Source organism: Kribbella antiqua (genome assembly GCF_004345665.1).
GTDB classification, from domain to species: Bacteria; Actinomycetota; Actinomycetes; order Propionibacteriales; family Kribbellaceae; genus Kribbella; species Kribbella antiqua.
Map to the genome: position 1 here is coordinate 55,031 of NZ_SLWR01000002.1, position 23,796 is coordinate 78,826.

Here is a 23,796-nt window from a genome sequence, read left to right on the forward strand (position 1 = left end):
CCTACCAGCGAGCTTTGTCCAGGTCGGCGAGGATCGCGTCGACCGACTGCTCCGGGGTCTGACCGGTCGTGTCGAGCCAGAGGCCGCGGCGCGGGGTGTTGTCGACGTACACCTGAAAGGCCCGAACGGCATCGGTGAGACTGTCGGACGAGCCTTGCCAGTCGCGGTAGGAGTTGCTGCCGCCGCGGGCCAGCTCGCGTTCGACGACCGACTCGACGGACGGCGTCAGCATGACCAGATGCGGCTCGACGTCATGCAGCTTCCCGAACCACTGATCGACGTAATGCTCGAAGATGTTGTCGCTGCAGACGAAGTCGAACCCGGCGTCGGCGTAGTGCTGGGCGATCAGAGCCGAGGCCTCGTAGCGGAGCTCCAGTTGGCGCAGAGCCTCAGGCGACGGGTCGGGTGTGATGTGGTCGGCTCCGGCTACGACGCCGCGATAAAACACATCACCGTCCAGAGTCGCGGCCGGCGGTCCAAGGCGCGCGGCCAACAACGGCGCAACTGTCGATTTCCCCGCCGCCTGCATCCCGGTGACCAGCACTACCTTCGGCATGCGCCCATCGAATCACTCGCGTCCACTGGTTTTCGCGCCCCACGCGTCGACTGTGAGGGAGTAGATCGTGGCTTCGAATTCGATGCCGTCTTCTTCGAGCATGGCGGTGTGGTCGAAGGTCATGCCCAGGCGGCGCATGACGGCGATGCTGCGTGCGTTCGGGGTGTCGGTGACGGCGATGATGCGCGGGAGGTTCAGGTTGGTGAAGCCGTGCTCGAGCCAGGAGGCCGCAGCCTCGGTCGCGTAGCCGTGGCCCCAGTACCCGCGGGCCAGCCGCCAGCCGATCTCGAGGTCATCCGGGTACCACTGCTCGCGCGACAATCCCCCGGCGCCGAGGAACGCTCCGTCCGAACGTCGCTCGATCGCGAGGAAGCCGTAGCCGTCGGCTTCGTACTTGGCGTTGATGGCTGCCGCGATCTGGTCGGACTGCTCTCGGTTGAGCGGCTCTCCGAGAAACTCCGTCACCTCTGGGTCCGCGTTGAGTGCGGCCCAGGGCGCCAGGTCCTCTTCGCGAAACGGCCGCAGGACCAGGCGCTCCGTCGTACGCATGACTCCCCCTAGGTTCGCGTCGCGTAGAAGGCGACTGCTGCCGAGGATGCCACGTTGAGGGAGTCGACGCCGCCCGCCATCGGGATGCGCACGGTGAGGTCTGCCTTTTCGAGCACGTGCGGCTTGAGCCCGTGCCCTTCGGTGCCGAAGATCACCGCGAGTCGCTCGTCCTGCCGCGCGACCAGCTCGTCCAGCGTGATCGAGTCCTCCGTGAGCGCGAACGCGGCCGCCGTGAAACCCCGATCCTGGAGGACTTGCAGATCACCAGGCCACGACGCCAGCCGAGTCCACGGCACCTGGAAGACCGTGCCCATCGACACCTTGATCGATCGCCGGTACAGCGGATCCGCGCACGTCGGCGTCACCAGCACGAGGCCCACGCCCATCGCCGCAGCTGCTCTGAATCCGGCACCGACGTTGGTGTGATCCACGATGTCGTCGAAGATCGCGATCCGTCTCGTCGTGTCGGTCAGCAGCTCGGCGAGCGGTTGCGCCTTCTGACGTTTGTACGACGCCAGCGCGCCGCGGTGCACGTGGAACCCGGTGACCTGCTCCGCGAGGTCCTCCGACACGACGTACACCGGAGTTTCGGGCCATTGCGCGAGTACATCGGCCAGCGACTCCAGCCACCGCGGCGCGAGCAGGAACGACCGCGGCTCGTATCCGGCGTCCGCCGCCCGGCGGATCACTTTGTCGCCCTCGGCAATGAACAGCCCGTGCTCCTCCTCCAGAAGCCGTCTTAGGTTGACCTCGCGCAGTTGGACGTAGTCGGCGAGCCGCTCGTCGCCGGGATCGTCCAGCGGGACGAGCGTCATCGGGCCTGCGCGGCCACGTCGACGACGTTGCCGATGACAACGATCGCGGGCGCGCCGACGCCGGCTTCCTGCATCGCGGCGGCGATTCCGGCCAGGTCGGAGCTCACCATCCGCTGACCGGGAAGGGTGCCGTCGGCAATCGCCGCGGCCGGCGTTTCAGCCACGCGACCACCCGCGATCAGGCGCTCGGTGATCGCGGGCAGGTTCTCGACCGCCATCAGCAGTACGAGCGTCCCGTTGAGCTGCGCCAGGGCGTCCCAATTGATCAGCGAGTCCGGATGCGACGGCGGGATGTGGCCGGACACGACGGTGAACTCGTGCGTGACACCCCGATGCGTGACCGGGATCCCGTTGACCGCCGGCACCGAGATCGAACTGCTGATGCCGGGCACCACCGTCCACGGAACGCCTGCCTCCGCACAGGCCAGCGCCTCCTCGAAGCCGCGGCCGAACACGTACGGGTCACCGCCCTTCAGCCGGACGACGACCTTCCCCTCCCGGCCGCGCTCGACCAGGATCCGGTTGATCTCCTCCTGCTGAGCCGCCCGGCCGCGCGGCAACTTGGCCGCGTCGATCAGCTCGACGTCCGGGTGCAGCTCATCGAGCAGCGGCTGCGGTGCGAGCCGGTCCGCGACGACCACATCGGCTTCAGCCAGCAGCCGACGGCCGCGAACCGTGATCAGGTCGGGATCACCCGGACCTCCGCCGACCAGGTAGACACCCGGATGCTTGTCGAGCGAGTCCCGCGCGCCGAGCTCGCCGGTGCGCAGACCCTCCAGGATCGCGTCCCGGACCGCTGCCGACCGCCGGTGATCGCCCGCGCCCAGGACGCCGATGGTGACGTGATCGTGCTGACCCGACGCCGGCGTCCACGCAGTGGCGCGGGCGCGATCGTCGGACCGGACGCAGAAGATCCGGCGCTCCTCCGCCTCGGCCGACACCTGTTCGTTGACCTCGGTGTCGTCCGTGGCGACGACGACATACCAGGCGCCGTCGAGGTCGCCGTTCTGATAACCGCGTTCGATCCAGTGCAGGGACGGGTTGGAGAGCAGGCCCTCGATGGTCGGGGTGATGGACGGTGAGATCAGGTCGATCTCGGCGCCGGACTCGATCAGCCGCGGCAGCCGTCGCTGGGCGACACCACCGCCGCCGACGACCACGACGCGGCGTCCGTCGAGCACCAGGCCGGACAGGTACTGACTGGTCACGAGCTGATCCCGGCCGACTCGAAGGTGGCCATCTCGCCGAGGGCGCGGACGGCGCAGGTGAGGATCGGATACGCGAGTACGGCGCCTGTGCCTTCGCCGAGGCGGAGGTCGAGGTCGACGAGCGGCTGGAGGCCGAGCGCCTTCAGGGCGACCGCGTGGCCCGGCTCGGCCGAGCGGTGTCCGGCGACGCAATAGTCGACCACCGCTGGGTGGAACGCCTGGGCCGCGAGCGCGGCGGCTCCTGCGATGACGCCGTCCAGGATCACGGGGACCTTGTTGGCGGCGGCGCCGAGGATGTAGCCGGCGAGGGCGGCGTGTTCCAGGCCGCCGTACGCGCTTAACGCCCCGAGCGGATCTGAAGCCTGGTGTAGCTTGAGCGCTCCTGCGACGACTGCTGTCTTGTGAGCGAGGGTGGCGTCGTCGATGCCGGTGCCGCGGCCGGTGACCGCCTCGGCCGTCGTACCGGTGAAGGTGGCGATGAGGGCCGCGGACGCGGTCGTGTTGGCGATGCCCATGTCGCCGGTGAGGAGGCAGCGGTAGCCGTCCTTGACGAGCTGATCCGCCAGGTCGAAGCCGACCTTGATCGCTTGGAGCACCTCGTCCTCGGTCAGCGCCGCTTCGGTCGAGAGGTCGCGAGTGCCAGGTCGGACCTTGGCGTGGACGATGTCCAGTTGGTCGACCGGGGTGGCGACGCCGACGTCGACGACCCGTACGTCGACGTTGTTGTTCTTGGCGAACGCGTTGACCGCGGCGCCGCCGGCGGCGAAGTTGGCCAGCATCGCGGCGGTGACTTCCTGCGGCCACGGCGACACGCTCTGCGCGTGGACGCCGTGGTCGGCCGCGAAGACGGTCACCACCGCGGGCGCCGGTACGGCAGGCGGGCAACTGCCGGTCATCCCCGCGACACGGACGGACAGCTCCTCCAGGACACCGAGGGAACCGGTCGGTTTCGTCAACGCGAGCTGGCGCTCCGCGGCGGCTCGCATCGCCGTCTCGTCCGCCGGGCCGATCCGGGCCAGGTAGTCCTCCACCGCACGTCCTCCACTCGTCCACGGCCGTCTGAACACGGCCCGCTCCGATCTTCGCATCCCTGCGGCCGTGCCCAGGGACGTGCCCGTGTGATGTGGACAGTAATGTCGGAATCACCACACCTCGCGAGATCCCGGAGGATCACAGATGTCGCTCGATCGCCCCGTCGCCCCGGACCCGTACGAGTTGCTGCCGAAGGCCGGCTCCTTCACCGTCACCAGTACCGACCTCGCTCAGGGTGAACCGCTGTCCGACGACCACGCGTTCGCCGGCGGGAACACCTCGCCGCAGCTGAGCTGGTCCGGATTCCCCGAAGAGACCAAGGGCTTCGTGGTCACCTGCTTCGACCCGGACGCGCCGATCCCCTCGGGCTTCTGGCACTGGGTCCTGGTCAACCTGCCCGCGACCGTCACCTCCCTGCCGACCGGCGCCGGCACCACCGAACGCCTCGACAACGGCGCGTTCCACGTCCGCAACGACTTCGGCACCAAGTCGTACGGCGGCGCCGCCCCACCCCCGGGCGACCAGGTCCACCGCTACTACTTCGTCGTACACGCCATCGACATCGAGGCCCTCGACGTAGACGACGAAGCCAGCCCCGCCGTCGTCGGCTTCAACCTCGCCTTTCACACCCTGGCCCGAGCCATCATCACCCCGACGTACCAAATCCCGGCGTAGTTCCCCACGGGCCGCTACGCCCACCCTTGGTGCGCGTGCTGTTGCCGTCGCCCGCGACGGCATGCCGGGCGCGCTTGCGCCGTTCGCCGCTGTAGCCGGCAGGCAACATTGCGCCACGGAAATGGGTTGCAGCCGAAAATCGTGACGCAGATGCTTCCGCCATGAAGATGCACGCCAACCAGTTGACGGTGTCACCTGAGACGGTGCGCAGGTTGGTCGAGCAGCAGTTTCCTGAGTGGCGGAGCCTGCCAGTCACGAGCGTCGACGACCTTGAATGGGAGCGAGGAAAGGCGTGGGCTTTCGCTCAAGCGATGGGCTTGGTCTGGTACTACGTCAAAAGCAACGCGGCCATGAGCCGGATGGGTCGCCGATCCTTGGAACGTATCCTGGCGGACAATTCGCTCGCGTGACTTGAAGCAACCGCCGCTCAGGTCGAAGCCAAGCGTTTCTTTTCGGTGGTGACGTCGAAGTCGGCGATGGGCCATTGGGGGTCGAGGGACCTGAGGGTCTCGAGGAGGATGGTGGTGACGGCCCAGTTGCGGTACCACTTGCGGTCGCTGGGGATGACGTACCAGGGCGCCTCGGGGCCGTTGCAGCGTTCGAGGGCCGCGTGGTAGGCCTCGACGTACGCCGGCCAGAGTTCACGCTCGTCGACGTCGCCCGGGTTGTACTTCCAGTGTTTCGTCGGGTCGTCGAGGCGCGCCTCGAGTCGGGTCTTCTGCTCCTCGGGTGAGATGTGCAGGAAGTACTTCAGCAGCGTGACGCCGTTCGCGGCGAGTTCGGCCTCGAAGTCGTTGATCTGTTCGTAGCGCCGGTTCCAGACCGGTGGCGCTACCAGGTTGCGGACCCGTGCGATCAGCACGTCCTCGTAGTGCGACCGGTCGAAGATCCCGATCATGCCCGGCCCGGGTAGCGCCTGCCGGATCCGCCACAGGAACCCGCGGCGCTTCTCGGCCGGCGTCGGCGCCTTGAACGACGTGATCCGCAACCCCTGCGGATCCATCAGCCCGGCGCCATGCCGGATCACGCCGCCCTTGCCGGACGTGTCCATCCCCTGCAGGACCAGCAGCACGCTGCGCTGACCGCCCTTGCGCCCCTCGGCGAACAGGCGCTCCTGCCAGTCCGACACCTCGGCGCCCAGCTCTTCCAGCGCGACCTTTCCCTCTTCCTTGGTCCCGCTGAAGCCAGGCGTTGCGCGCGTGTCGTACTTGGTCAGGTCGACCGGACCCGACGGCACCCGCAGCTGCCCGAGCAGCCCCTCGCTTTTCTTCTGCTTCGCCATCCGCCCATCCTGCCGCATGAACGGCCCCGATCAGCGCTTTGCCTCGCGCCGCCGGTGCAGGACGAGTTCGATCACCAGTACGGCGACCAGGCTGACGGGCAGCGCGATCACGCTCCAGACCAGGCCCTCCAACCCAGCGAAACCGCAGTCGCCCTTGCAGTCCGTCGCCTTGTAGTGGGCGGCTCCGAGACGGTTGGCGACGTACAGCAGAACGAGGGTTCCACAAAGGTAGATGACAGCGCGCGTCAGCCATGGGCCGCCTCTGCGCATGCTCGACACCATTCCAGCCAAGCACGCCTGCGCGGTCACGCAATGCCTGTTATCCGACCGGTGGGCTGTTGTAACAGGCCTAGACGTTCATGCCGGTGTTGGCGAGGGCGATCAGGCGGGAGATCGCGCGCAGGTACTTCTTGCGGTAGCCGCCCTTGAGCATGTCCGGGGAGAACATCTTGTCGAGCGGGATGCCGCCGGCCAACAGCGGCAGGTCGCGGTCGTACATGCGGTCGGCGAGTACGACCAGGCGGAGGGCGACGTTCTCGTCGGTGAGTTCGCGGATCTCGGTGATCGCGACCGCCTCGACGCCGTCGAGCAGAGCGCCGTACTTGCTCGGGTGCAGTTCGGCGAGGTGCCGGTGCAGGTCGACGAAGTGGTCGCAGGACGCGCCGGGGCGGTCGGCGGCGACCTTCTCGACCCGCTCCTCCGGCCAGGGCTCGGGCGCGACGGGCAGGCCGCGATGCCGGTAGTCCGGTCCGTCGATACGCCGTACGTCGAAGTGCGCGGCGAGCGCCTGGATCTCGCGGAGGAAGTCGATCGCCTGGAACCTGCCCTCACCGAGCTTGTCCGGCAGCGTGTTCGAGGTCGCGGCGAGCTCGACGCCGGCCGCGACCAGCTGACCGAGCAGGCGGGAGATCAGCATCGTGTCGCCCGGGTCGTCGAGCTCGAACTCGTCGACGCAGATCAGCCGGTACGACGACAGCGCGTCGACCGCGGCGCGGAGGCCCAGGGCGCCGACGAGGTTGGTGAGTTCGACGAAGGTGCAGTACATCTTCGGGCCGGCCGACTCGTGCCACAGGGACGCGAGCAGGTGGGTCTTCCCGACGCCGAAGCCGCCGTCGAGATAGACGCCGGGCTTGCCGGGAGGCGGGGTGCGGCCGCGCAGGCGGGACCAGAGCGTCGGGGCTTGGCGTGGCTTGGCGAGTTGCTGGGCTCTTTCGCTGAGGAAGTCCAGCGCTTGAGCTTGCGACGGCTCGTCGGGATCCGGGCGGTAGGTGGAGAACCGGACGTCGGCGAAGCGTGGCGGAGGTACGCACTCGGAAAGCAGCCGATCCGAACTCACCTCCGGCCACCGCTCACTCAGCCGAATCACCATGCGCCCAACCCTAAGCGCGCGTACCGCCGGCTTCGCCGGGAAACCTCGGGAAACTTGGGCAGCCGCTTGACGTGACCTTGACCACTTTCTTACTTTCAGTTAGGAAGTTGAGTGTGAGGCCGTGAGGTGCAGCGACGAGGAGTCGGTTATGGGCGAACGGCGAGACGCCGGGACTTTTACGCGGCGGACGGTACTGAAGGGCGCAGTGTGGCTTCGCCTACGCCGAGCTGATCGGCGACCCACCAGCTCTGGCGTCTGAAACCGCTCCCGACGGCAAGACTGTCTACGTCGATCCGGACGGATTCGGCTTCGCCGTAGGCTCCGAGGTATGAGAAGCGACTGGCTACGGCCCCTCGGATCCACCGGTCTGACCGTGTCCGCCGTCTGCGCCGGCGGCAGCGGCATCGCAGGCATGCCCGCGGTCTTCGGGTACGACGTCACCCGGCAGGAGGCGGTCGACCTCGTCCTGCGGGTGTTCGACAGCCCGATCAAGTGGATCGACACTTCCAACGGGTACGGCGACGGCGAGAGCGAACTGCGGATCGGCCAGGCTCTGCGCGAGTACGGCGGACTCCCCGACGGCTTCCTGGTCGCGACGAAAGTGGATGCGCGCGGCAAGGACTACTCGAGTGCACGGGTCCGCGCCAGCGTTGCCGAAAGCAAGGAGCGACTGGGGCTCGACGATCTGCCACTCGTCTACCTGCACGACCCGGAGTTCCACGACTTCGACACGATGCGTGATGCCGTCGACACGCTGATGCAACTACGCGCCGACGGTGAGATCGGCCATGTCGGTCTTGCCGGGGGCAACACTTCCGAGCTGGCGCGCTACCTCGACCTCGGCGGTTTCGAGGTCCTGCTGGTGCACAACCGCTGGAGCCTGGTCGACCACTCGGCCGGCGATCTGATCAGCCGCGCGGTCGCCGACGGCATTGCTGTCGTCAACGCCGCCATCTACGGCGGAGGCATCCTGGCCAACCCGCTGGGTTCGACGAAATACGCGTACCGCGAGGCTGAGGCCGCCGTACTCGAGGCTGTCAGCGAGATGGACAAGGCGTGCCGGGACCACGGGATCGACCTGGCCACGGCTGCGCTGCGGCACTCGGTCGACAATCCTGACATCGCCGGCACGGTCGTCGGGATCAGCAAACCGGCCCGCGTCGACGCCCTGGTCGCTGCCGTGGAAGCGGACCTCCCTGACGACCTCCTTAACCGGTTAGGTAGCCTCCTGCCGGAGCGCCAGTACTGGGTCGAGGGCTGACCCACTCGATGAAGGAGACACCTTGACCAACGGCTTCCCACCCGGGTTCACCTGGGGCGCGGCGACGGCGTCGTACCAGGTGGAGGGAGCGGTCTCCGAGGACGGCCGCGGTCCGAGCATCTGGGACACGTTCGCGCACACCCCCGGCCGGATTGTCGACGGCACCACCGGGGATGTCGCCGATGACCATTACCACCTGTTCGCCGAGGACATCCGGCTGCTGGCCGACCTCGGCCTGAAGGCGTACCGGTTCTCGATCGCGTGGCCGCGGATCGTCCCGACCGGTTCGGGTGCTGCGAATCCCGCCGGCCTCGACTTCTACCGGCGGCTGGCCGAGACGTGCCTGGAGTACGGCGTGACGCCGTACGCGACGCTGTATCACTGGGACCTGCCGCAGCCGCTCGAGGACGGCGGCGGCTGGCTGGTGCGGGACACGGCCGAGCGGTTCCGGGATTATGCGGCGATCACGCATTCGGGGTTGTCGGACGTGATCACCCATTGGATCACGCTCAATGAACCGTGGTGTTCGACGTTCCTCGGCTATGGGAACGGCGAGCACGCGCCCGGCCGTCCGTCGGGCGCCGACGCGCTGAAGGCGGCGCATCATCTCCTGCTTGGACACGGTCTGGCCTTGGAGGCAATTCGGTCGCCGGAGGGCTCGTACGGCATCGCTTTGAACCCGGCGCCGATCCATGCCGCTTCCGACTCTGAGGCGGATCGCGATGCCGCCCGCCGGATCGACGGGCTGCGGAACCGGCTGTTCCTGGAGCCGTTGCTGGTCGGGCAGTACCCGGCCGACGTACTCGAGGACACCGGAATGGCGTCGTGGTTCGCCGACTTCGCGGATGACTTGGCGGCGATCTCGGCGCCGCTGGACTTCATGGGTGTGAACTACTACTGCCCGACGACGGTTGCGGCACCTGATGGGCCGATCTCTTCGCCTGGTACGCCGAGCACTCAGCCGGGGAGCGAGAATGTCGTTGCCGTTGACACCGGTCTGCCGAAGACGCAGATGGGCTGGCCGATCGAGGCCAAGGGGCTGCGCGACATCCTGGTGACGATCAACAAGCTCGCGCCCGAGTTGCCGTTGTACGTGACGGAGAACGGGGCGGCGTACCCGGATGAGCTTGTTGACGGCGCAGTCGCGGACGTTGAGCGGCAGGCGTACCTGGAGCAGCACATCTCCGTTTGCCGCGAACTGGTCTCAGAGGGTCTTCCGCTGAAGGGCTACTTCGCCTGGTCGCTGATGGACAACTTCGAATGGGCCTTCGGCTTCAGCCGGCGCTTCGGTCTCGTGTACGTCGACTACGAGACACAGCAGCGCACGGTCAAGGACAGCGGCCGCTGGCTACAGCGCTTCCTGTCTGCATGACGTGACTGGCCTCTCGCTGGGGCGGTGGGAGGCCAGCCACTCTTAGATCGTGAGTGCGCGGCTGGACTTTTGGTGCGGGGTCAGCTGGCTGTGCAGGACCAGCGATGCAGCGCCGAGGGCGGCGGCGCTGGGGCCCAGCTTCGACAGCTCGACACGGGTCGGGTGCATCGCGCGTACGAACGACAACCGGTTGAGCTCGCTCGACGCGATCCGGACATAGATATCGCCGGCCTCGCTGAAGCCGGGGCCGGCGAGGATGATCTGATCCAGGTCCAGCAGGTTGGTGATCGACAGCAGCGCCTTCGCCAGGTACGTCGCCGACTCCTCGATCAGCTTGACGCAGCGCGGATCACCGGCCGCCGCCAGCCGGGCGATCTTCGCAAAGTCCGAGCGTACGGCGGTCCGCCGGCCGCGCAGGGCGAGTTCGTTCACCAGCGTCGGGTCTTCCTCGGCGCGTTTCACCACCCGCGCCGGGGCAGCCAGGCTCTCCAGGCAGCCGCGGCCACCGCACCAGCAGCTCGGGCCGTTGACGTCCAGGACCATGTGGCCGATCTCGCCGACGTTCGACGACGAGCCGCGGTACACATCGCCGTTCGTCACCAGGCCGAGGCCGAACCCGGCCGCCATGTAGACAGTCGCGAAGTCGTTCGCGGACGGGATGCGCCCGGCCCAGAACTCGCCGATCGCGGCACAGGTCGAGTCGTTCTCGACCACGATCGGATGGTCGATTGCCGCACGCAGTGTGTCCCGGACGGCGAACGGCTCCCAGGCGTACCGCGACGAGTTGCCCCGCAGCAGCCGCATCCCTCCCCCGCCCTGCCGACCGGCCAGCGCGACTCCGACACCGACCAGCGTCGACGGCTCGATGTTCGCCTTGACGATCAGGCCTTCGAGCTCGTCCGTGATGCGCTTGATCGCGGTCGCCGGCGTATCCCGGCCGATGCCGCGCGACGACAGCTGGTCGATCACGCGCCCACTCATGTCGGTGACGACGTACGTCGTACTGGGCGTGTCGATCGAGATGCCGACGGCATGCCGGGCTCGGGGGTTGAACTGCAGCAGGGTGGCGCGCTTGCCGCCGGTGGGGTCGCCCAGGCCGGTCTCGATGATGAGGCCGTCGGCGAGCAGCTGCTTCACGACGCGCGAGATCGACGCCCCGGTCAGCCCTGACCGGTCGGCCAGGTCGACCCGGGTGACGGTACCGCTGGACCGGATCAGGTCGAGGATCGCACTGTGCGTCTCCTGCGCGGTCGCGCCCTTCAAGATCTTCGCCACGTCACCATCCCTCCCTGACCACCTCTCTTGCGAACTTTAATACACAAGGTAAGGAAGTGGGGATTCTTGACCTCAACCATTGTTGAGCCCCTAGGTTCGCTGGTCATGAGAGCGATCAGGCTGCACGAGTTCGGCCCGGCAGAGAATCTGCGCTACGAGGAGGTACCGGATCCTGTCCCGGCGCCGGGACAGGTACTGATTCGGGTCCAGGCGGCAGGAGTCCATCTGGTCGACACCACGCTGCGCGCCGGCGCCGCCGGTGGACCGTTCGCACTGCCCGAATTGCCCACCATTCCCGGCCGCGAGGTCGCCGGACGCGTGGAGTCCGTCGGACCTTCCGTGGACGCGGCATGGATCGGCAAGCGGGTCGTCGTACACCTCGGGATGGTCCCCGGCGGGTACGCCGAACTCGCCGTCGCAAAGGTGGAGTCGCTGTACGAGCTTCCTTCTCAGGTCGACGCCGCTCAAGCCGTGGCGGCGATCGGCACCGGTCGTACGACGGCCGGGATCCTCTCCCAAGCCGGGCTGACCGCGGACGACGTCGCACTCGTGACTGCTGCGGCCGGCGGGATAGGCAGCTATCTCATCCAGTCAGCACGCAACGTGGGCGCGACTGTGATCGGCTTGGCGGGCGGCGCCGAGAAGGTGCAGCTGGTCCGCGAGCTTGGTGCGCAGTACGCCGTCGACTACAAAGACCCGGACTGGGCGGCCGCGCTGAAGGCAGACCTGGGTGAGCGCGCCATCACCGTTCTCTTCGACGGCGTCGGCGGGGTGGCCGGTCAGCAGGCGTTCGACCTGCTCGGCATCGGCGGCCGAGTCCTGATGTTCGGCTGGTCCGGCGGCGGCCCGATCCAGCTCACCACCGACGACCTGATGAGCCGCGGCCTCACCGCCACCTGGGCCATCGGCCCGAAGATGCTGCCCAAGCTCCGCCAATTCGAAGCCACCGCCCTCGAAGAAACCTTCGCCGGCCGTTGGAACGCCCAAACCACGCCCTTCCCGCTATCAGACGCCGCCCGCGCCCACCACGCCTCGAATCCCGCACCACCACAGGCAAGGTCGTCCTCATCCCCTGACCCAGCCCGGGCGCTACGGGGTGCGAGGGGCGTACATGATGATGGCGACGCCGACGAGGCAGATGGTGGCGCCGAGGAGGTCCCAGCGGTCGGGGCGGAAGTGGTCGACGAGCATCCCCCAAGCGAGGGAGCCGGCGACGAAGACACCGCCGTACGCGGCGAGGATCCGGCCGAAGTTCGGGTCGGGCTGGAAGGTCGCCACGAACCCGTAGGCGCCGAGCGCGATCACTCCGCCGGCGATCCACCACAGCCCGCGCTGCTCGCGCCACCCCTGCCACACCAGCCAAGCGCCCCCGATCTCCGCCACCGCGGCCAGTACGAACAACACCACCGACCGGAGAACTGTCACGAGCGCTCGCCCGACTCGGCGAGGACGGTGAAGGGCAGGGGGCAGTCACGGTCGCCGGCGCAGGTTTCCAGGTCGTCGCAGCCGGCGGCGATGCCTGCGCGCAGGGTTTCGGCGATGACGGTGAGGTCGTCGATCTTGGCTTCCACGGCGACCAGCTTCTCGCGGGCGCGGGCCTGGAGACCTGCTCCCTCGCCGCGACCGTGCCGATGCCGGGCGGTGTCGAGCAGGTCGGAGATCTCGGTGAGCGTGAATCCGAGCCGTTGCGCCGCCTTGATCACCCGGATCGTGGTGACAGCCTCCTCCGGATAGACGCGATGCCCGCCGAGCGTCCGTGTCGGCTCATCCAGCAGTCCGCGCCGTTCGTAGTACCGGAGCGTCTCCAGGTTCACGCCCGCCGCAGCCGCGACCTGCCCCGCTCGCAAGCTCTCAGTCACGGCTGGACTTCTCAAGTGCGCGCGCGGTCAACGCATCCAGTACGGCGGTCTGCGCAGGCGGTACGGAGATCCGCAGCCGGACGCGACCGCTGTCCGCCGGAGCCAGGTCGACGCGGAAGAACGAGCAGCACTTGGTCTCTCGCCTCGTCAGGTCGGCGGCGGTCGACTGCGCGTCGGCGTACAGGATCAGGTCGGCTGTCGTCGGGTCGAGGCGGGTGACGCTCTCCAGTTGCTCGGCGAAGAGCGTGTCGAACTCGGCCACACGTAGGGGTAGCTCCGCGGTGGGCAGTGCGCAGGCCTCGGGGGCCCAGTTCGTCGTACTCATGGTTCGACGGTAAACCCGTACCTAGGTACGGGATGCAAGGTCAGGGCTGGTCGGTCCAGGTGAGGACGTAGGAGACGGCACCGAAGCGGATGTGGTCGCCGGGGCGGACGCGGACCGGCGTGGTGATGCGCTGGCCGTTGAGTTGCGTGCCGTTCATCGAACCCAGGTCGCGGAGCATCCAGCCGTCGCCGACGTGGCGGAGCTCGGCGTGACAGCGCGAGACGGAGATGTCGGCCAGGCGGAGCGTCGCGCCGGGGCCGCGGCCGATCCGCACCGTCGGCGAGCCGGCCTTCGGGAGCGCGAGACCGGGCCGCGGGACCGGGGTCGCACGTGGAGTCAGAGTGAGGCGTGGGATGCGGGCGATGAGGTCGCGCAGCCAGGTGATGGCGCGAGGTTCGTCGCGCGGCAGGTCGCGGGTGGCGGCGGCCAGTTCGGCGCGGCTCTGGGCGCGGAGGACGAAGTTCATCCGGCGAATGAAGGTGTCGTGCGACAGCCGCCCCGAACCGGCCCCGTCCCGCAGAATCGCCAGCGCCCGATCGCGCTCCGCATCCGACGGACGCGCCCCCTCCACCGGCACCGATGTCATCCCCGCATTGTCAGCGCCACCCAGGTCCACTGTCCACCACCCTCAACCCACCCCGCTTTGTTCCCGGCTCACCCTGCTTGTTCTGGGAGGGTTTCTCCCGGATAGCGCCAGAAACCCTCCCTGGTTGTGCTCAAAAGCCTCCAGGAACCGGGCAGGGGGTGCGGGCGTGGGGTTCTGGTGGGGGGCGGGTGGGTGGGTGAGAATGGCGGGATGCGACTGCCGATTGTGCCGCCGGTCAAGCCCATGTTGGCCAAGCCGGTGAAGGAGATACCGCGTGGCGCGTTGAGTTATGAGCCGAAGTGGGACGGGTTCCGGTCGATCATCTTCCGGGATGGGGACGAGGTGGAGATCGGGAGCCGGAACGAGAAGCCGATGACGCGGTACTTTCCGGAGCTGGTCGAGGCGGTGAAGGCGAATCTGCCGGAGCGGTGTGCGATCGACGGCGAGATCATCGTGATCGGCGAGTCGGGCGACCGGCTCGATTTCGAGATGCTGCAGCAGCGGATTCACCCGGCCGCGAGCCGGGTCAACATGCTCTCGGAGAAGACGCCCGCCCGCTTCGTCGCGTTCGACCTGCTGGCGCTCGGCGATGACGACTACACCGAGCGTCGATTCTCGGAACGTCGTACGGCGCTCCTCGCGGCCCTCGAGAACGCGAAGTCGCCGGTGCACGTCACGCCGGCGACGACCGACCACGCCACGGCGCAACAGTGGTTCGAGCAGTTCGAGGGCGCCGGTCTGGACGGGCTGATCGCGAAGCCGCTCGACGGCATCTACCAGCCTGACAAGCGCGTCATGTTCAAGGTGAAGCCGGAGCGCACTGCCGACTGCGTCGTCGCCGGGTACCGCGTGCACAAGAGCGGGCCGGACCGGATCGGCTCGCTGCTCCTCGGGCTCTACAACGAGGACGGGACACTGGCCAGCGTCGGCGTGATCGGCGCCTTCCCGCTCGAGCGGCGCAAGGAACTCTTCGAGGAGATGCAACCGCTGGTCACGACGTTCGACGACCACCCGTGGGCGTGGGCGCGGCAGGAAGAAGGCACGCGTACGCCGCGCAACGCGGAAGGCAGCCGCTGGCAAGCCGGCAAGGACTTGTCGTTCGTGCCGCTGCGGCCGGAGCTCGTGGTCGAGGTCCGCTACGACCACATGGAAGGCGTTCGCTTCCGCCACACGGCGCAGTTCGTCCGCTGGCGCCCCGACCGTACGCCGGAATCCTGCACCTATGAGCAGCTCGAGGAGCCGGTGAAGTTCGACCTGGCCGACGTACTTACGAGCGCCACCAGTTGATGGATTTCCGCGCACCGGTCTACCGGCTCTACCTGCGCTCACTCCGTCGCCAGCTCGCCGACGGCGTGGGTGGCGTCGGCGGACAACATCCGGCGGCGCGACTCGGCCGAGGTCGACTACCTGATGCAGCTCACCGAGACCGTGATCGCCGATCACGTACGGCGTAACGACCGGTGGCGGCTGCACGTCGCGGGACAGCTGGATCTGTTGCCTGATTCAACGGCTCGCGCGCTGAAGGAGGCGGTCGAGGAGACCCGCGACCGAACTGACGCCGGTGACCTGACCATCGCGATCGGGTACAGCGGACGCGGCGAGGTCGTCGACGCGGTGCGCGGACTGCTGGACGAGGCAGCTGTGTCCGGCCGGTCGCTGTCCGATGTCGCGGAAGGGCTGGACGAGGACGCGATCAGGCGGCACCTCTACCTGCCCGATCTTCCCGATCCGGAGCTGGTGATCCGGACCAGCGGAGAACTCCGGATGTCCGACTTCCTGCTCTGGCAGACGACCCGGTCCGACATCGACTTCTGCGACCTCTACTGGCCCGCGTTCCGGCAGATCGACCTGATGCGGGCGCTGCGGACGTACGGGCGCCGCCAACTGAATCGATCCAGTTGAGCGCGGCGGACGGTTGCCTTCCACCGTGGGCAACAAGTCGGAAGGTGTCCGCCGCGGAGGGCGGTCTTTCGGCCCGCGGAGGGGCATCATGGAGGCATACCGACTGGTAGAGCCGGAGGTGTGCGAGATGTACGACGTCGTACTGCTCGTCGAGCAGGAGCTGTCCGAGCCGGACGCGAACCGCGTTGTCGAACTGCACCAGGACATGCCCGAGCCAGTGAAGTACCACGTGCTCGTGCCGTGCCACAACGCCGAGGCCGGCGTGGAGGCGTCTATCAGCGCGCTGGGGACCGCAGATCTGTACGGGCCGGGGCTGGCGACGCAACGGCAGGACCTGGCGGAGGCGCAGAAGGCGATCGACACCGAGGCGAAGGGCTGCACCGGGCGGAGCGTGCAGCGGCTGCGGGATCTCGGCCAGGAGGCCGACGGCGGTATCTCGCACGACCGGCCGATCGACGCGCTGATCGCGACCGTGGACAAGGTGAATGGGCAGGAGGTCATCATCCTGACCCGGCCACACGTGGTGGCCGAGTTCTTCCACCTCGACTGGACCAACTCAGCCCGACGGCATCTCGGTGTGCCGGTCCTGCACCTGCTGGAACACGACACGCAGAAGGCAGCTAGCTCTTAGGGGTGCCACGGCCGTGGTTGAAGCAAGCCGCCCGGATGCGGGCCGGCGGCCGGTGTCGGGCGGGCCGCCCAGGGTCAGTGTGGGAGGAGGGCGGCGTACGTCGTACCGGCGGTTAGGGCTGCGATGAGGAGGGCGAGGGTGGTTCGCAGGGTTCGGTCGCCGGATTGGCCGTAGTGGCGGCCGTCTTCGGAGTGGTAGGCGAATTTGAAGCCTGCGTAGCCGGCGGCCAGGACCATTGCCAGTTTGATCATCGTGCGCGCCTCCTCGCCGAGCTCAGACACCGGCCGCGGTGCCGGATTCGGTGAACTGGGTGTGGTAGAGGTCGGCGTACTCGCCGCCCTGGGCGAGGAGCTGCTCATGGGTGCCGCGTTCCACGATGTTGCCGTGGTCAACGACCAGGATGAGGTCGGCGTTGCGGACCGTCGAGAGCCGGTGCGCGATCACCAGCGACGTACGACCCTCGAGCGCCGTGTCCAGCGCTCGCTGTACGGCGACCTCCGACTCGGAGTCCAGATGCGCGGTGGCTTCGTCCAGTACGACGATCCTCGGTGCCTTCAGCAACAACCGGGCGATGGCCAACCGCTGGCGCTCTCCCCCGGACAGCCGGTGGCCACGATCGCCGACCACGGTGTCGAGTCCGTCTGGCAAACCAGACACCAGCTCCCAGATCTGCGCGGACTTCAGCGCGTCGATCATCTCGTCCTCGGTCGCGTCCGGCTTCGCGTAGACCAGGTTCGCCCGGATGGTGTCGTGGAACATGTGAGCGTCCTGCGTGACATACCCGATTGCATCATGCAACGACCGCAGCGTGACGTCCCGAACGTCCTGCCCACCAACCCGCACCGCTCCCCCAGTCACGTCGTACAGGCGGGCGACGAGGTTGGTGATCGTGGTCTTGCCGGCGCCGGATGGTCCGACCAACGCGACCATCTGCCCAGGCCGTACGACGAAGCTGACGTCCTCGAGCACCTGCGCGGAGACCCGCTTGTCCAGCACTGCAACGGATTCCAGGCTCGCCAGCGACACCTGATCCGCGGTCGGGTAGGAGAACGCGACGTGGTCGAACTCGACACTCGCCGCGTCCGCCGGCACGTCAGGAGCGTCCGGCGCGTCCTTGATCATCGGCTCCAGGTCGAGCACCTCGAAGACGCGCTCGAACGACACCAGCGCGGTCATCACATCGACCCGCACGTTGGAGAGCGCGGTCAGCGGGCCGTAGAGCCGCCCGAGCAGCGCGACCAGAGCGAGCAGCGTCCCGACTGTCAGCGTCTGACGGACCGCGAGATTGCCGCCCACGCCGTACACCAGAGCTGTCGCGAGCGCCGCGACCAGAGTCAGCGCGGTGAAGAACACGCGGCCGAGCATCGCGATCCGGATGCCCAGGTCGCGGACGCGGCCGGCGCGCTCGCCGAAGTCGCGGTTCTCGATCGAGGGTGTACCGAACAGCGTGACCAGCAGCGCTCCGCCGACGCTGAACCGCTCGGTCATCGACGTCGACATCTCGGCGTTGAGGTTCATCTGCTCCCGCGTCATCGCGGCCAGCCGACGGCCCAGAACCCGGGCCGGGATCAGGAAGATCGGCAACATCAGGATCGCCACCACGGTCAGCTGCCAGCTCAGCACCAGCATCGCGCCGACCACGAGGATCAGGCTGATGATGTTCGAGACCACGCCCGACAGCGTGGAGGTGAACGCCTGCTGGGCGCCGATCACGTCGTTGTTCAGCCGGGAGACCAGCGCACCCGTCTGGGTCCGGGTAAAGAACGCGACCGGCATCCGCTGGACGTGCGAGAACACCTTGGTGCGCAGGTCGAAGATCAGTCCCTCACCGATGCGCGCCGAGAACCAGCGCTGCATCAGACCGAGCACGGCCTCGACCACCGCGAGCAGCGCGACGACCAGGGCCAGCGCGGTCACCAGCCCCGCGTTCCCCTTGGTGATGCCGTCGTCGACGATCTTCTTGAACAGCAGCGGCGACGCGATCACCAGGAACGCCGAGACGATCACGAGTAGCAGGAACAGCGTGATGTGCCAACGGTAGGGCTTGGCGAACCGCGCGATCCGCGGCAGCGTCCCCTTTGCGAGCTTCTTCCCGAGGACTGACTCGTCCTGGCGTCGCCAGCCGGCCGCACCCATGCCGGGGCGCATCATCATTCCTGACATCCGGTCACCTCCCCAAGCCTTGTGGACCTTCACAACAGTTCACGTCACCGCAATCTTCCCGCACGGCACGGACAGCTTTCCTGCAACCGGTGGTTGCGCATACCGGCATCGTGCCCTACAGTCATAGCAACCAAAGGTTGCGAAAGGGAACGGTGACTGTGATGACTCGGAGCATCGAGCGGGAGATTCGGGTGGAGGCCTCGCCGGAGGTCGTCTACGGGGTGGTCAGCTCGCCCGAGCACATGCGTGAGTGGTGGCCGGACGACGCCGATCTCGACGCCGCGCCCGGCGCGACCGGGACGGTCACCTTCCGGCGCCAGGACGGGACGAAGGTCGTGCCGCTGACGGTGGTCGAGGCCGACCCGCCGCGACGGTTCTCCTTCCGCTGGGCGTACGACGACGAGCCCGCCACCCCGGAGAACTCGCTGCTGGTCACCTTCGACCTGATCCCGGTCGACGGCGGCACGCTGCTGCGCTTCGCCGAGACCGGGTACGACGAGGCCGCGAAGCCCGACGAGATGCTCGAGGACCACACCACCGGCTGGGACTACTTCCTCCCCCGGCTCACGCCGTACGTCGAGCGGTTGGTGCACAGGCCGTGATCGACGACGAGCTCTGGTCGGCGATCGGTGACCCGACCCGGCGGCGGATGCTCGATCTGCTGCTGGCGGGCGCCGGTGGTACGGCGACCAGCCTGAGCGACCAACTGCCTGTCACCCGGCAGGCGGTCGCGAAACACCTCGGCGTGCTCGACCGGGCCGGGCTGGTGCACTCCGCGCCGGCCGGACGCGAACGCCGATACACCGTGGACGAGGCGCAGCTCGAGCGCGCGATCGCCCAGATGACCGACGTCAGCGAGAGCTGGGACCGGCGACTCCAGCGCATCAAGCGCATCGCCGAAACGATCCAGCGCACCCGAGACAACCGAGACACCTGAGAAGAAAGGCAACTCCCATGGTCGACATCCTGCACCGCATCGGCATCAAGGCGTCCCCCGAGGACGTCACCAGAGCACTCACCACGATCCCCGGCCTGGCGGGCTGGTGGACCGACGACACGCAAGGCGACGAGTCGGTCGGCGGCGTGATCCGGTTCCACTTCCCCGTCGCCGGCGGTGGGTTCGGCATGAAGGTACTGGACCTCGAGCCGGGCAAGCTGGTCCGCTGGGAGGTCGTCGACGGCCCCGAGGAGTGGATCGGCACGCACGTCAGCTTCGAGCTGAGCACGGCCGACGAGTACACGATCGTCCTGTTCAAGCACGAGGGCTGGAAGGAGCCGGTCGAGTTCATGTATCACTGCAGCACCAAGTGGGGCTCGTACCTGCTGAGCCTGAAGAAGTACGTCGAGACCGGTCAGGGCGACCCCGCTCCGCGCGACCTGCAGATCAGCAACTGGCACTAGGGCAGGTTGGCCAGGAGCTCCTTCAACCGGCGCTCCTGGGCTTCCCGCTCAGCCTTGAGCTGGTCGTCGTACGAGCGATCCGCGGCACCGAGGAGCAAGGCCTTGGTCTCGCGGATCGCGCCGGGGAGCGGGCCGAGCAGAGCGTCAGAGAGATCCTTCACAGTTCCGGCCAGCTCCTCGGCCGGTACGACGATGTTCGCCAGACCGAGCTCCTTCGCCTCGGCCGCCTCGACCCAGCGCGAGGTCGCGCAGATCTCGAGGGCGCGGGAGTAGCCGACCAGCTGGACCAGCGGCTGGGTGCCGCCGAGGTCCGGAACGAGGCCGAGAGCGGGCTCGCGCATGCTGAAACGAGCATCCGGAGTGACGACGCGAAGATCGCAGGCCAGGGCCAGCTGGAAGCCGGCGCCGACCGCGTGTCCCTGGACCGCGGCGATGCTCACGATCTCCGGACGCCGCAACCAGGAGAACCCGGCCTGGAACTCGGCGATGAGCTCGTACACCTCGGCGGTCGGCTTCGCCCCGAGGGAGAGCAGCGGCTCCTCGCCGAGCTCGTTCTCGCCCATGATGAGCCGCCGGTCCAGTCCTGCCGAGAACGACGGCCCCTCCCCCGACACCACGACCACGCGGACCTCGGGCGGCAGCGCCGTACCGAACTCCGCCAAGGCCAGCCACATCGCCGGCGTCTGCGCGTTGCGCACCTCAGGCCGGTCCAGCACAACCCGAGCGACCGGCCCATCCACCGTCAACCGCAGTCCCAGATCCGTCATGGCACGGAACATTACTGCGGAGTAGGTCAGGCTAGCGAGACCAGGTCGGCGTAGTCGTTGGTCCAGAGGTCCTCGACGCCGTCGGGGAGGAGGAGAACTCGCTCGGGTTCGAGGGCCTCGACGGCTCCCTCGTCGTGGGTGACCAGCACGATCGCACCGGCGTACGAGCGGATCGCGTTCAGCACCTCGGCCCGGGACGCGGGATCCAGGTTGTTGGTCGGCTCGTCGAGCAGCAGCACGTTCGCCGCCGACACGACCAACGTCGCCAGTGCGAGCCGTGTCTTCTCACCACCGGACAGCACCCGCGCCGGCTTGTCGGCGTCGTCACCGGTGAACAAGAAGGAGCCGAGTACGCTCCGGGCCTGCGTCTCGTTCAGATCCGGTGCGGCGGACTTCATGTTCTCCAGCACGGTCCGGTTCACGTCGAGCGTCTCGTGCTCCTGCGCGTAGTACCCGAGCTTGAGCCCGTGCCCGTCGATCACCTCACCGGTGTCCGACTTCTCGATCCCGGACAGCACCCTCAGCAGCGTCGTCTTCCCAGCGCCATTCAGCCCCAGTACGACGACTCGCGAGCCCCGGTCGATCGCCAGGTCGACGTCCGTGAAGATCTCCAGAGATCCGTACGACTTCGACAGCTCGCGCGCCATCAACGGCGTCTTGCCACACGGCGCCGGGGTCGGGAACGCGATCTTGGCCACGCGGTCCGAAGCGCGCTCGTCCTCGAGCGAGGCCATCAGCTTCTCGGCCCGCTTCAGCATCTGCTGCGCCGCGGTCGCCTTGGTCGCCTTGGCGCGCATCTTGTTCGCCTGGTCGACCAGCTGCGACGCCTTCTTCTCCGCGTTCGCCCGCTCCCGCTTGCGCCGCCGCTCGTCGGTCTCGCGCTGGCTGAGGTAGGCCTTCCAGCCGACGTTGTAGATGTCGATCTCGGCCCGGTTCGCGTCCAGGTGGAAGACCCGGGTGACGGTCTCCTCGAGCAGGTTCACGTCGTGGCTGATCATGATCACGCCACCGCTGTACGCCTTCAGGAAGTCGCGCAACCAGACGATCGAGTCGGCGTCGAGGTGGTTGGTCGGCTCGTCCAGCAGCAGCGTCTCCGCCTGCGCGAACAGGATCCGGGCCAGCTCGACGCGGCGACGCTGACCACCGGACAGCGTGCTCAGCGGCTGCCCGAGAACCCGGTCCGGCAGCCCGAGGTTCGCCGCGATCCGGGCCGCCTCCGACTCGGCCGCGTAGCCCCCGGCCGCGTGCAGGTCTGCCTCGGCCCGCTCGTACCGCCGCATGCCCTTCGCGCGCGTCTTCTCGTCCGCGCTGGCCATCGACTTCTCCGCGCTCCGCAGCCGCCGTACGACTTCATCCAGACCGCGGGCGGACAGGATCCGGTCCCGCGCCAGTACGTCGAGATCGCCGGTGCGCGGGTCCTGCGGCAGATAGCCGATCTCGCCGGACGAACTCACCGAACCGCTGGCCGGGAGTCCTTCACCGGCGAGGATCTTGGTCAGCGTGGTCTTCCCGGCGCCGTTCCGCCCGACCAGGCCGACCTTGTCCCCCGCCCCGACCCGAAACGAAGCAGGCGCCAGCAACTGCCGGGCACCAACGCGGACCTCGAGATTGGAGACAGTGATCATCGCGGTGGCAGGTGTCCTCGAGGTTGTGGGTCAGGTCCGTGGCGGGTGGATCCGTGACGCGCTCGCAGCAGAGCGTCACAACAGGCCTATCCCCACCCAGCGGTCTAGTCTAAGGGCTGTGAAATTCAACCCGGATGCGGACCTGGACACCAGTGGTGTCGAGGATACCCGTGGGAGTGGCGGAGGGGGCGGGCTGCCCGGCGGGATGATCCCGGTTGGGGGTGGGATCGGGGGCATCATTCTGCTGGTCGTGATTGTGCTGCTGACCGGTGGTCTGCCTGGTGGTGGCGGCAGTGAGGAGCCGACGGTGCAGAACACCGGGGCCGGCAACCTGGGGTCGTGCAAGAAGGGGACGGACCTGCAGAGCAACGCGGATTGCCGGTTCGTGTTCTATCAGAACTCGATCGAAGGGTTCTGGGCCGCGGAGTTGCCGCGGCGGGGAAAGAAGTACACGCGGGCGCCGATGCGCGTCTTCGACGGCTCGGTCAGCACCGGGTGTGGACCGGCGACCAGCGCGGTTGGGCCGTTCTACTGTCCGCCGGACAAGCGGGTGTACCTGGACCTCGGGTTCTTCCAGACGCTCCAGACCGAGCTCGGGGCGAAGGGCGGCAACTTCGCCGAGGCGTACGTCGTCGCGCACGAGTACGGGCACCACATCCAGAACCTCTACGGCTACCTCGGCCGGATCAAGAGTCGCAACGGTCCGACCTCCGACGCGGTCCGGTCGGAGCTGCAGGCGGACTGCCTGGCCGGGATCTGGACCAACCACGCCACCACTGTGCCGGACAAGGACGGCGACACCTTCATCAGCGGTCTCACCGAGGACGACATCAGCCGCGGCCTCGACGCCGCAGCGGCTGTCGGCGACGACCGGATCCAGGAGAAGACCCAGGGCCAGGTCACCCCGGAGAGCTTCAGCCACGGCACCGCCGAGCAACGCATGCGCTGGTTCAAGACCGGCATGGACTCCGGCGACATGACCGCCTGCGACACCTGGTCCGCCGACTCCCTCTAGGTTGCCCACTGACGTGGAGGGTTGCCCCCTGAGTTTCTGAGGGGGCAACCCGGGGGCAACCCTCCAACTCGGGGGTTAACCACTGAGTTGGAGGGTTGTGCCCGTACGACGAAAACCGCCCGTGCCCG

28 protein-coding genes and 1 pseudogene are annotated in these 23,796 nt (G+C 68.0%); 12 read left to right on the forward strand and 17 right to left on the reverse strand.

The annotated features are described in order from the left end of the window. Nucleotide 1 precedes the first annotated feature (1 nt). The 5 genes from EV646_RS06335 to cobT are packed head-to-tail and all read right to left on the reverse strand — an operon-like array spanning nucleotide 2 to nucleotide 4,159. Nucleotides 2-556 (reverse strand): P-loop nucleotide/nucleoside kinase family protein, encoded by a 555-nt coding sequence (locus tag EV646_RS06335; protein ID WP_132144971.1) that lies wholly within the window; start codon nucleotides 554-556, stop codon nucleotides 2-4. A gap of 12 nt (nucleotides 557-568) precedes the next feature. Next, nucleotides 569-1,105: a GNAT family N-acetyltransferase gene (locus tag EV646_RS06340; RefSeq protein ID WP_132144973.1), complete on the reverse strand. Its 537-nt coding sequence runs from the start codon at nucleotides 1,103-1,105 to the stop codon at nucleotides 569-571. A gap of 8 nt (nucleotides 1,106-1,113) precedes the next feature. Beyond that, on the reverse strand, nucleotides 1,114-1,920 hold the full coding sequence (locus EV646_RS06345) for a TrmH family RNA methyltransferase (RefSeq protein ID WP_132144975.1): 807 nt from the start codon (nucleotides 1,918-1,920) through the stop codon (nucleotides 1,114-1,116). Beyond that, a complete protein-coding gene (gene cobA / locus EV646_RS06350) occupies nucleotides 1,917-3,128 on the reverse strand; it encodes a uroporphyrinogen-III C-methyltransferase (RefSeq protein WP_132144977.1) in 1,212 nt (403 codons plus the stop codon). The genes EV646_RS06345 and cobA overlap by 4 nt, the downstream gene beginning before the upstream one ends. After that, a complete protein-coding gene (gene cobT / locus EV646_RS06355; protein WP_199236845.1) occupies nucleotides 3,125-4,159 on the reverse strand; it encodes a nicotinate-nucleotide--dimethylbenzimidazole phosphoribosyltransferase in 1,035 nt (344 codons plus the stop codon). The genes cobA and cobT overlap by 4 nt, the downstream gene beginning before the upstream one ends. 145 nt (nucleotides 4,160-4,304) lie before the next feature. Between cobT and EV646_RS06360 the strand changes: the two genes are divergently transcribed. Together EV646_RS06360 and EV646_RS39210 are read left to right on the forward strand one after the other, a co-directional pair. Beyond that, the gene (locus tag EV646_RS06360) at nucleotides 4,305-4,835 is read left to right on the forward strand and encodes a YbhB/YbcL family Raf kinase inhibitor-like protein (protein WP_132144981.1); all 531 of its coding nucleotides are present in this window, start codon (nucleotides 4,305-4,307) and stop codon (nucleotides 4,833-4,835) included. A 161-nt stretch (nucleotides 4,836-4,996) separates the two neighbouring features. Beyond that, on the forward strand, nucleotides 4,997-5,245 hold the full coding sequence (locus tag EV646_RS39210; RefSeq protein WP_199236846.1) for a hypothetical protein: 249 nt from the start codon (nucleotides 4,997-4,999) through the stop codon (nucleotides 5,243-5,245). 17 nt (nucleotides 5,246-5,262) lie between these two features. Here EV646_RS39210 and EV646_RS06370 read toward each other — a convergent pair whose 3' ends face one another. The 3 genes from EV646_RS06370 to zapE all read right to left on the reverse strand — a co-directional run bounded on the left by EV646_RS06370 (nucleotide 5,263) and on the right by zapE (nucleotide 7,486). Then, the gene (locus tag EV646_RS06370; RefSeq protein ID WP_132144983.1) at nucleotides 5,263-6,117 is read right to left on the reverse strand and encodes a PPK2 family polyphosphate kinase; all 855 of its coding nucleotides are present in this window, start codon (nucleotides 6,115-6,117) and stop codon (nucleotides 5,263-5,265) included. Nucleotides 6,118-6,147: 30 nt separating this feature from the next. Then, a complete protein-coding gene (locus tag EV646_RS06375; protein WP_132144985.1) occupies nucleotides 6,148-6,387 on the reverse strand; it encodes a hypothetical protein in 240 nt (79 codons plus the stop codon). 79 nt (nucleotides 6,388-6,466) lie between these two features. After that, nucleotides 6,467-7,486: a cell division protein ZapE gene (gene zapE, locus EV646_RS06380; RefSeq protein ID WP_132144987.1), complete on the reverse strand. Its 1,020-nt coding sequence runs from the start codon at nucleotides 7,484-7,486 to the stop codon at nucleotides 6,467-6,469. 328 nt (nucleotides 7,487-7,814) lie between these two features. Here zapE and EV646_RS06385 point away from each other — a divergent pair, with 328 nt between their 5' ends. Both EV646_RS06385 and EV646_RS06390 read left to right on the forward strand, forming a co-directional pair. Then, nucleotides 7,815-8,747 (forward strand): aldo/keto reductase, encoded by a 933-nt coding sequence (locus tag EV646_RS06385; protein ID WP_132144989.1) that lies wholly within the window; start codon nucleotides 7,815-7,817, stop codon nucleotides 8,745-8,747. Between the two features lie 22 nt (nucleotides 8,748-8,769). Further along, nucleotides 8,770-10,119, forward strand: coding sequence for a GH1 family beta-glucosidase (locus EV646_RS06390; protein WP_132144991.1), 1,350 nt, complete (start codon nucleotides 8,770-8,772; stop codon nucleotides 10,117-10,119). A gap of 42 nt (nucleotides 10,120-10,161) precedes the next feature. Here EV646_RS06390 and EV646_RS06395 read toward each other — a convergent pair whose 3' ends face one another. Next, a complete protein-coding gene (locus EV646_RS06395) occupies nucleotides 10,162-11,394 on the reverse strand; it encodes an ROK family transcriptional regulator (RefSeq protein WP_132144993.1) in 1,233 nt (410 codons plus the stop codon). A gap of 105 nt (nucleotides 11,395-11,499) precedes the next feature. On the opposite strand from EV646_RS06395, the pseudogene EV646_RS06400 reads away from it, so the two are divergent. Next, nucleotides 11,500-12,366 (forward strand): annotated as a pseudogene (locus tag EV646_RS06400) (zinc-binding dehydrogenase); the annotation flags it as partial. 117 nt (nucleotides 12,367-12,483) lie between these two features. On the opposite strand, the gene EV646_RS06405 reads toward EV646_RS06400, so the two are convergent. The 4 genes from EV646_RS06405 to EV646_RS06420 are packed head-to-tail and all read right to left on the reverse strand — an operon-like array spanning nucleotide 12,484 to nucleotide 14,164. Next, a complete protein-coding gene (locus tag EV646_RS06405) occupies nucleotides 12,484-12,819 on the reverse strand; it encodes a YnfA family protein (protein ID WP_132144995.1) in 336 nt (111 codons plus the stop codon). Continuing rightward, a complete protein-coding gene (locus EV646_RS06410; protein WP_132144997.1) occupies nucleotides 12,816-13,253 on the reverse strand; it encodes a MerR family transcriptional regulator in 438 nt (145 codons plus the stop codon). Before EV646_RS06410 ends, EV646_RS06405 begins: the two co-directional genes overlap by 4 nt. Continuing rightward, nucleotides 13,246-13,578: a hypothetical protein gene (locus EV646_RS06415; protein ID WP_132144999.1), complete on the reverse strand. Its 333-nt coding sequence runs from the start codon at nucleotides 13,576-13,578 to the stop codon at nucleotides 13,246-13,248. The genes EV646_RS06410 and EV646_RS06415 overlap by 8 nt, the downstream gene beginning before the upstream one ends. Before the next feature lie 40 nt (nucleotides 13,579-13,618). Then, the gene (locus EV646_RS06420; RefSeq protein ID WP_132145001.1) at nucleotides 13,619-14,164 is read right to left on the reverse strand and encodes a DUF1707 and FHA domain-containing protein; all 546 of its coding nucleotides are present in this window, start codon (nucleotides 14,162-14,164) and stop codon (nucleotides 13,619-13,621) included. Between the two features lie 210 nt (nucleotides 14,165-14,374). Here EV646_RS06420 and EV646_RS06425 point away from each other — a divergent pair, with 210 nt between their 5' ends. The 3 genes from EV646_RS06425 (at nucleotide 14,375) to EV646_RS06435 (ending at nucleotide 16,697) form a co-directional block, all read left to right on the forward strand. Next, a complete protein-coding gene (locus EV646_RS06425) occupies nucleotides 14,375-15,451 on the forward strand; it encodes an ATP-dependent DNA ligase (protein ID WP_132145003.1) in 1,077 nt (358 codons plus the stop codon). A gap of 3 nt (nucleotides 15,452-15,454) precedes the next feature. After that, nucleotides 15,455-16,066 (forward strand): polyprenyl diphosphate synthase, encoded by a 612-nt coding sequence (uppS, locus tag EV646_RS06430; protein WP_132145005.1) that lies wholly within the window; start codon nucleotides 15,455-15,457, stop codon nucleotides 16,064-16,066. Nucleotides 16,067-16,154: 88 nt separating this feature from the next. Further along, on the forward strand, nucleotides 16,155-16,697 hold the full coding sequence (locus EV646_RS06435; RefSeq protein ID WP_241995458.1) for a hypothetical protein: 543 nt from the start codon (nucleotides 16,155-16,157) through the stop codon (nucleotides 16,695-16,697). Between the two features lie 74 nt (nucleotides 16,698-16,771). Here EV646_RS06435 and EV646_RS38770 read toward each other — a convergent pair whose 3' ends face one another. After that, nucleotides 16,772-16,948, reverse strand: a complete 177-nt coding sequence (locus EV646_RS38770) for a hypothetical protein (RefSeq protein WP_158290908.1) — start codon at nucleotides 16,946-16,948, stop codon at nucleotides 16,772-16,774. 22 nt (nucleotides 16,949-16,970) lie between these two features. Further along, the gene (locus EV646_RS06440) at nucleotides 16,971-18,860 is read right to left on the reverse strand and encodes an ABC transporter ATP-binding protein (RefSeq protein WP_132145007.1); all 1,890 of its coding nucleotides are present in this window, start codon (nucleotides 18,858-18,860) and stop codon (nucleotides 16,971-16,973) included. Nucleotides 18,861-19,021: 161 nt separating this feature from the next. Here EV646_RS06440 and EV646_RS06445 point away from each other — a divergent pair, with 161 nt between their 5' ends. From EV646_RS06445 to EV646_RS06455, 3 genes are read left to right on the forward strand one after another with little or no spacing between them, the layout of a single operon-like run. Then, entirely contained in the window at nucleotides 19,022-19,462 is a 441-nt protein-coding gene (locus EV646_RS06445; protein WP_241995461.1) for an SRPBCC family protein, read from the forward strand. Beyond that, the gene (locus tag EV646_RS06450) at nucleotides 19,459-19,797 is read left to right on the forward strand and encodes an ArsR/SmtB family transcription factor (RefSeq protein WP_241995471.1); all 339 of its coding nucleotides are present in this window, start codon (nucleotides 19,459-19,461) and stop codon (nucleotides 19,795-19,797) included. Before EV646_RS06445 ends, EV646_RS06450 begins: the two co-directional genes overlap by 4 nt. A 17-nt stretch (nucleotides 19,798-19,814) precedes the next feature. Further along, complete coding sequence (locus EV646_RS06455; protein WP_132145009.1) at nucleotides 19,815-20,261, forward strand: SRPBCC family protein; 447 nt, start codon at nucleotides 19,815-19,817, stop codon at nucleotides 20,259-20,261. On the opposite strand, the gene EV646_RS06460 is transcribed toward EV646_RS06455, so the two are convergent. Both EV646_RS06460 and abc-f read right to left on the reverse strand, forming a co-directional pair. Then, nucleotides 20,258-21,028 (reverse strand): enoyl-CoA hydratase/isomerase family protein, encoded by a 771-nt coding sequence (locus EV646_RS06460; RefSeq protein WP_241995473.1) that lies wholly within the window; start codon nucleotides 21,026-21,028, stop codon nucleotides 20,258-20,260. The genes EV646_RS06455 and EV646_RS06460 overlap by 4 nt on opposite strands. A gap of 26 nt (nucleotides 21,029-21,054) precedes the next feature. Then, nucleotides 21,055-22,653 (reverse strand): ribosomal protection-like ABC-F family protein, encoded by a 1,599-nt coding sequence (gene abc-f / locus EV646_RS06465; RefSeq protein WP_132145013.1) that lies wholly within the window; start codon nucleotides 22,651-22,653, stop codon nucleotides 21,055-21,057. Nucleotides 22,654-22,771: 118 nt separating this feature from the next. Here abc-f and ypfJ point away from each other — a divergent pair, with 118 nt between their 5' ends. Then, nucleotides 22,772-23,668 (forward strand): KPN_02809 family neutral zinc metallopeptidase, encoded by an 897-nt coding sequence (gene ypfJ / locus EV646_RS06470; RefSeq protein WP_132145015.1) that lies wholly within the window; start codon nucleotides 22,772-22,774, stop codon nucleotides 23,666-23,668. Nucleotides 23,669-23,796: the final 128 nt, after the last annotated feature.

What these genes read in the sequence shown, in the direction of transcription:
- EV646_RS06335 (WP_132144971.1), bottom strand. Translation starts at nt 556, where the DNA reads ATGCCGAAGGTAGTGCTGGTCACCGGGATGCAGGCGGCGGGGAAATCG.
- EV646_RS06340 (WP_132144973.1), bottom strand. Translation starts at nt 1,105, where the DNA reads ATGCGTACGACGGAGCGCCTGGTCCTGCGGCCGTTTCGCGAAGAGGAC.
- EV646_RS06345 (WP_132144975.1), bottom strand. Translation starts at nt 1,920, where the DNA reads ATGACGCTCGTCCCGCTGGACGATCCCGGCGACGAGCGGCTCGCCGAC.
- EV646_RS06360 (WP_132144981.1), top strand. Translation starts at nt 4,305, where the DNA reads ATGTCGCTCGATCGCCCCGTCGCCCCGGACCCGTACGAGTTGCTGCCG.
- EV646_RS39210 (WP_199236846.1), top strand. Translation starts at nt 4,997, where the DNA reads ATGAAGATGCACGCCAACCAGTTGACGGTGTCACCTGAGACGGTGCGC.
- EV646_RS06370 (WP_132144983.1), bottom strand. Translation starts at nt 6,117, where the DNA reads ATGGCGAAGCAGAAGAAAAGCGAGGGGCTGCTCGGGCAGCTGCGGGTG.
- EV646_RS06375 (WP_132144985.1), bottom strand. Translation starts at nt 6,387, where the DNA reads ATGCGCAGAGGCGGCCCATGGCTGACGCGCGCTGTCATCTACCTTTGT.
- zapE (WP_132144987.1), bottom strand. Translation starts at nt 7,486, where the DNA reads ATGGTGATTCGGCTGAGTGAGCGGTGGCCGGAGGTGAGTTCGGATCGG.
- EV646_RS06385 (WP_132144989.1), top strand. Translation starts at nt 7,815, where the DNA reads ATGAGAAGCGACTGGCTACGGCCCCTCGGATCCACCGGTCTGACCGTG.
- EV646_RS06415 (WP_132144999.1), bottom strand. Translation starts at nt 13,578, where the DNA reads ATGAGTACGACGAACTGGGCCCCCGAGGCCTGCGCACTGCCCACCGCG.
- EV646_RS06420 (WP_132145001.1), bottom strand. Translation starts at nt 14,164, where the DNA reads ATGACATCGGTGCCGGTGGAGGGGGCGCGTCCGTCGGATGCGGAGCGC.
- EV646_RS06425 (WP_132145003.1), top strand. Translation starts at nt 14,375, where the DNA reads ATGCGACTGCCGATTGTGCCGCCGGTCAAGCCCATGTTGGCCAAGCCG.
- EV646_RS06435 (WP_241995458.1), top strand. Translation starts at nt 16,155, where the DNA reads ATGGAGGCATACCGACTGGTAGAGCCGGAGGTGTGCGAGATGTACGAC.
- EV646_RS38770 (WP_158290908.1), bottom strand. Translation starts at nt 16,948, where the DNA reads ATGATCAAACTGGCAATGGTCCTGGCCGCCGGCTACGCAGGCTTCAAA.
- EV646_RS06440 (WP_132145007.1), bottom strand. Translation starts at nt 18,860, where the DNA reads ATGTCAGGAATGATGATGCGCCCCGGCATGGGTGCGGCCGGCTGGCGA.
- EV646_RS06445 (WP_241995461.1), top strand. Translation starts at nt 19,022, where the DNA reads ATGACTCGGAGCATCGAGCGGGAGATTCGGGTGGAGGCCTCGCCGGAG.
- EV646_RS06455 (WP_132145009.1), top strand. Translation starts at nt 19,815, where the DNA reads ATGGTCGACATCCTGCACCGCATCGGCATCAAGGCGTCCCCCGAGGAC.
- EV646_RS06460 (WP_241995473.1), bottom strand. Translation starts at nt 21,028, where the DNA reads ATGACGGATCTGGGACTGCGGTTGACGGTGGATGGGCCGGTCGCTCGG.
- abc-f (WP_132145013.1), bottom strand. Translation starts at nt 22,653, where the DNA reads ATGATCACTGTCTCCAATCTCGAGGTCCGCGTTGGTGCCCGGCAGTTG.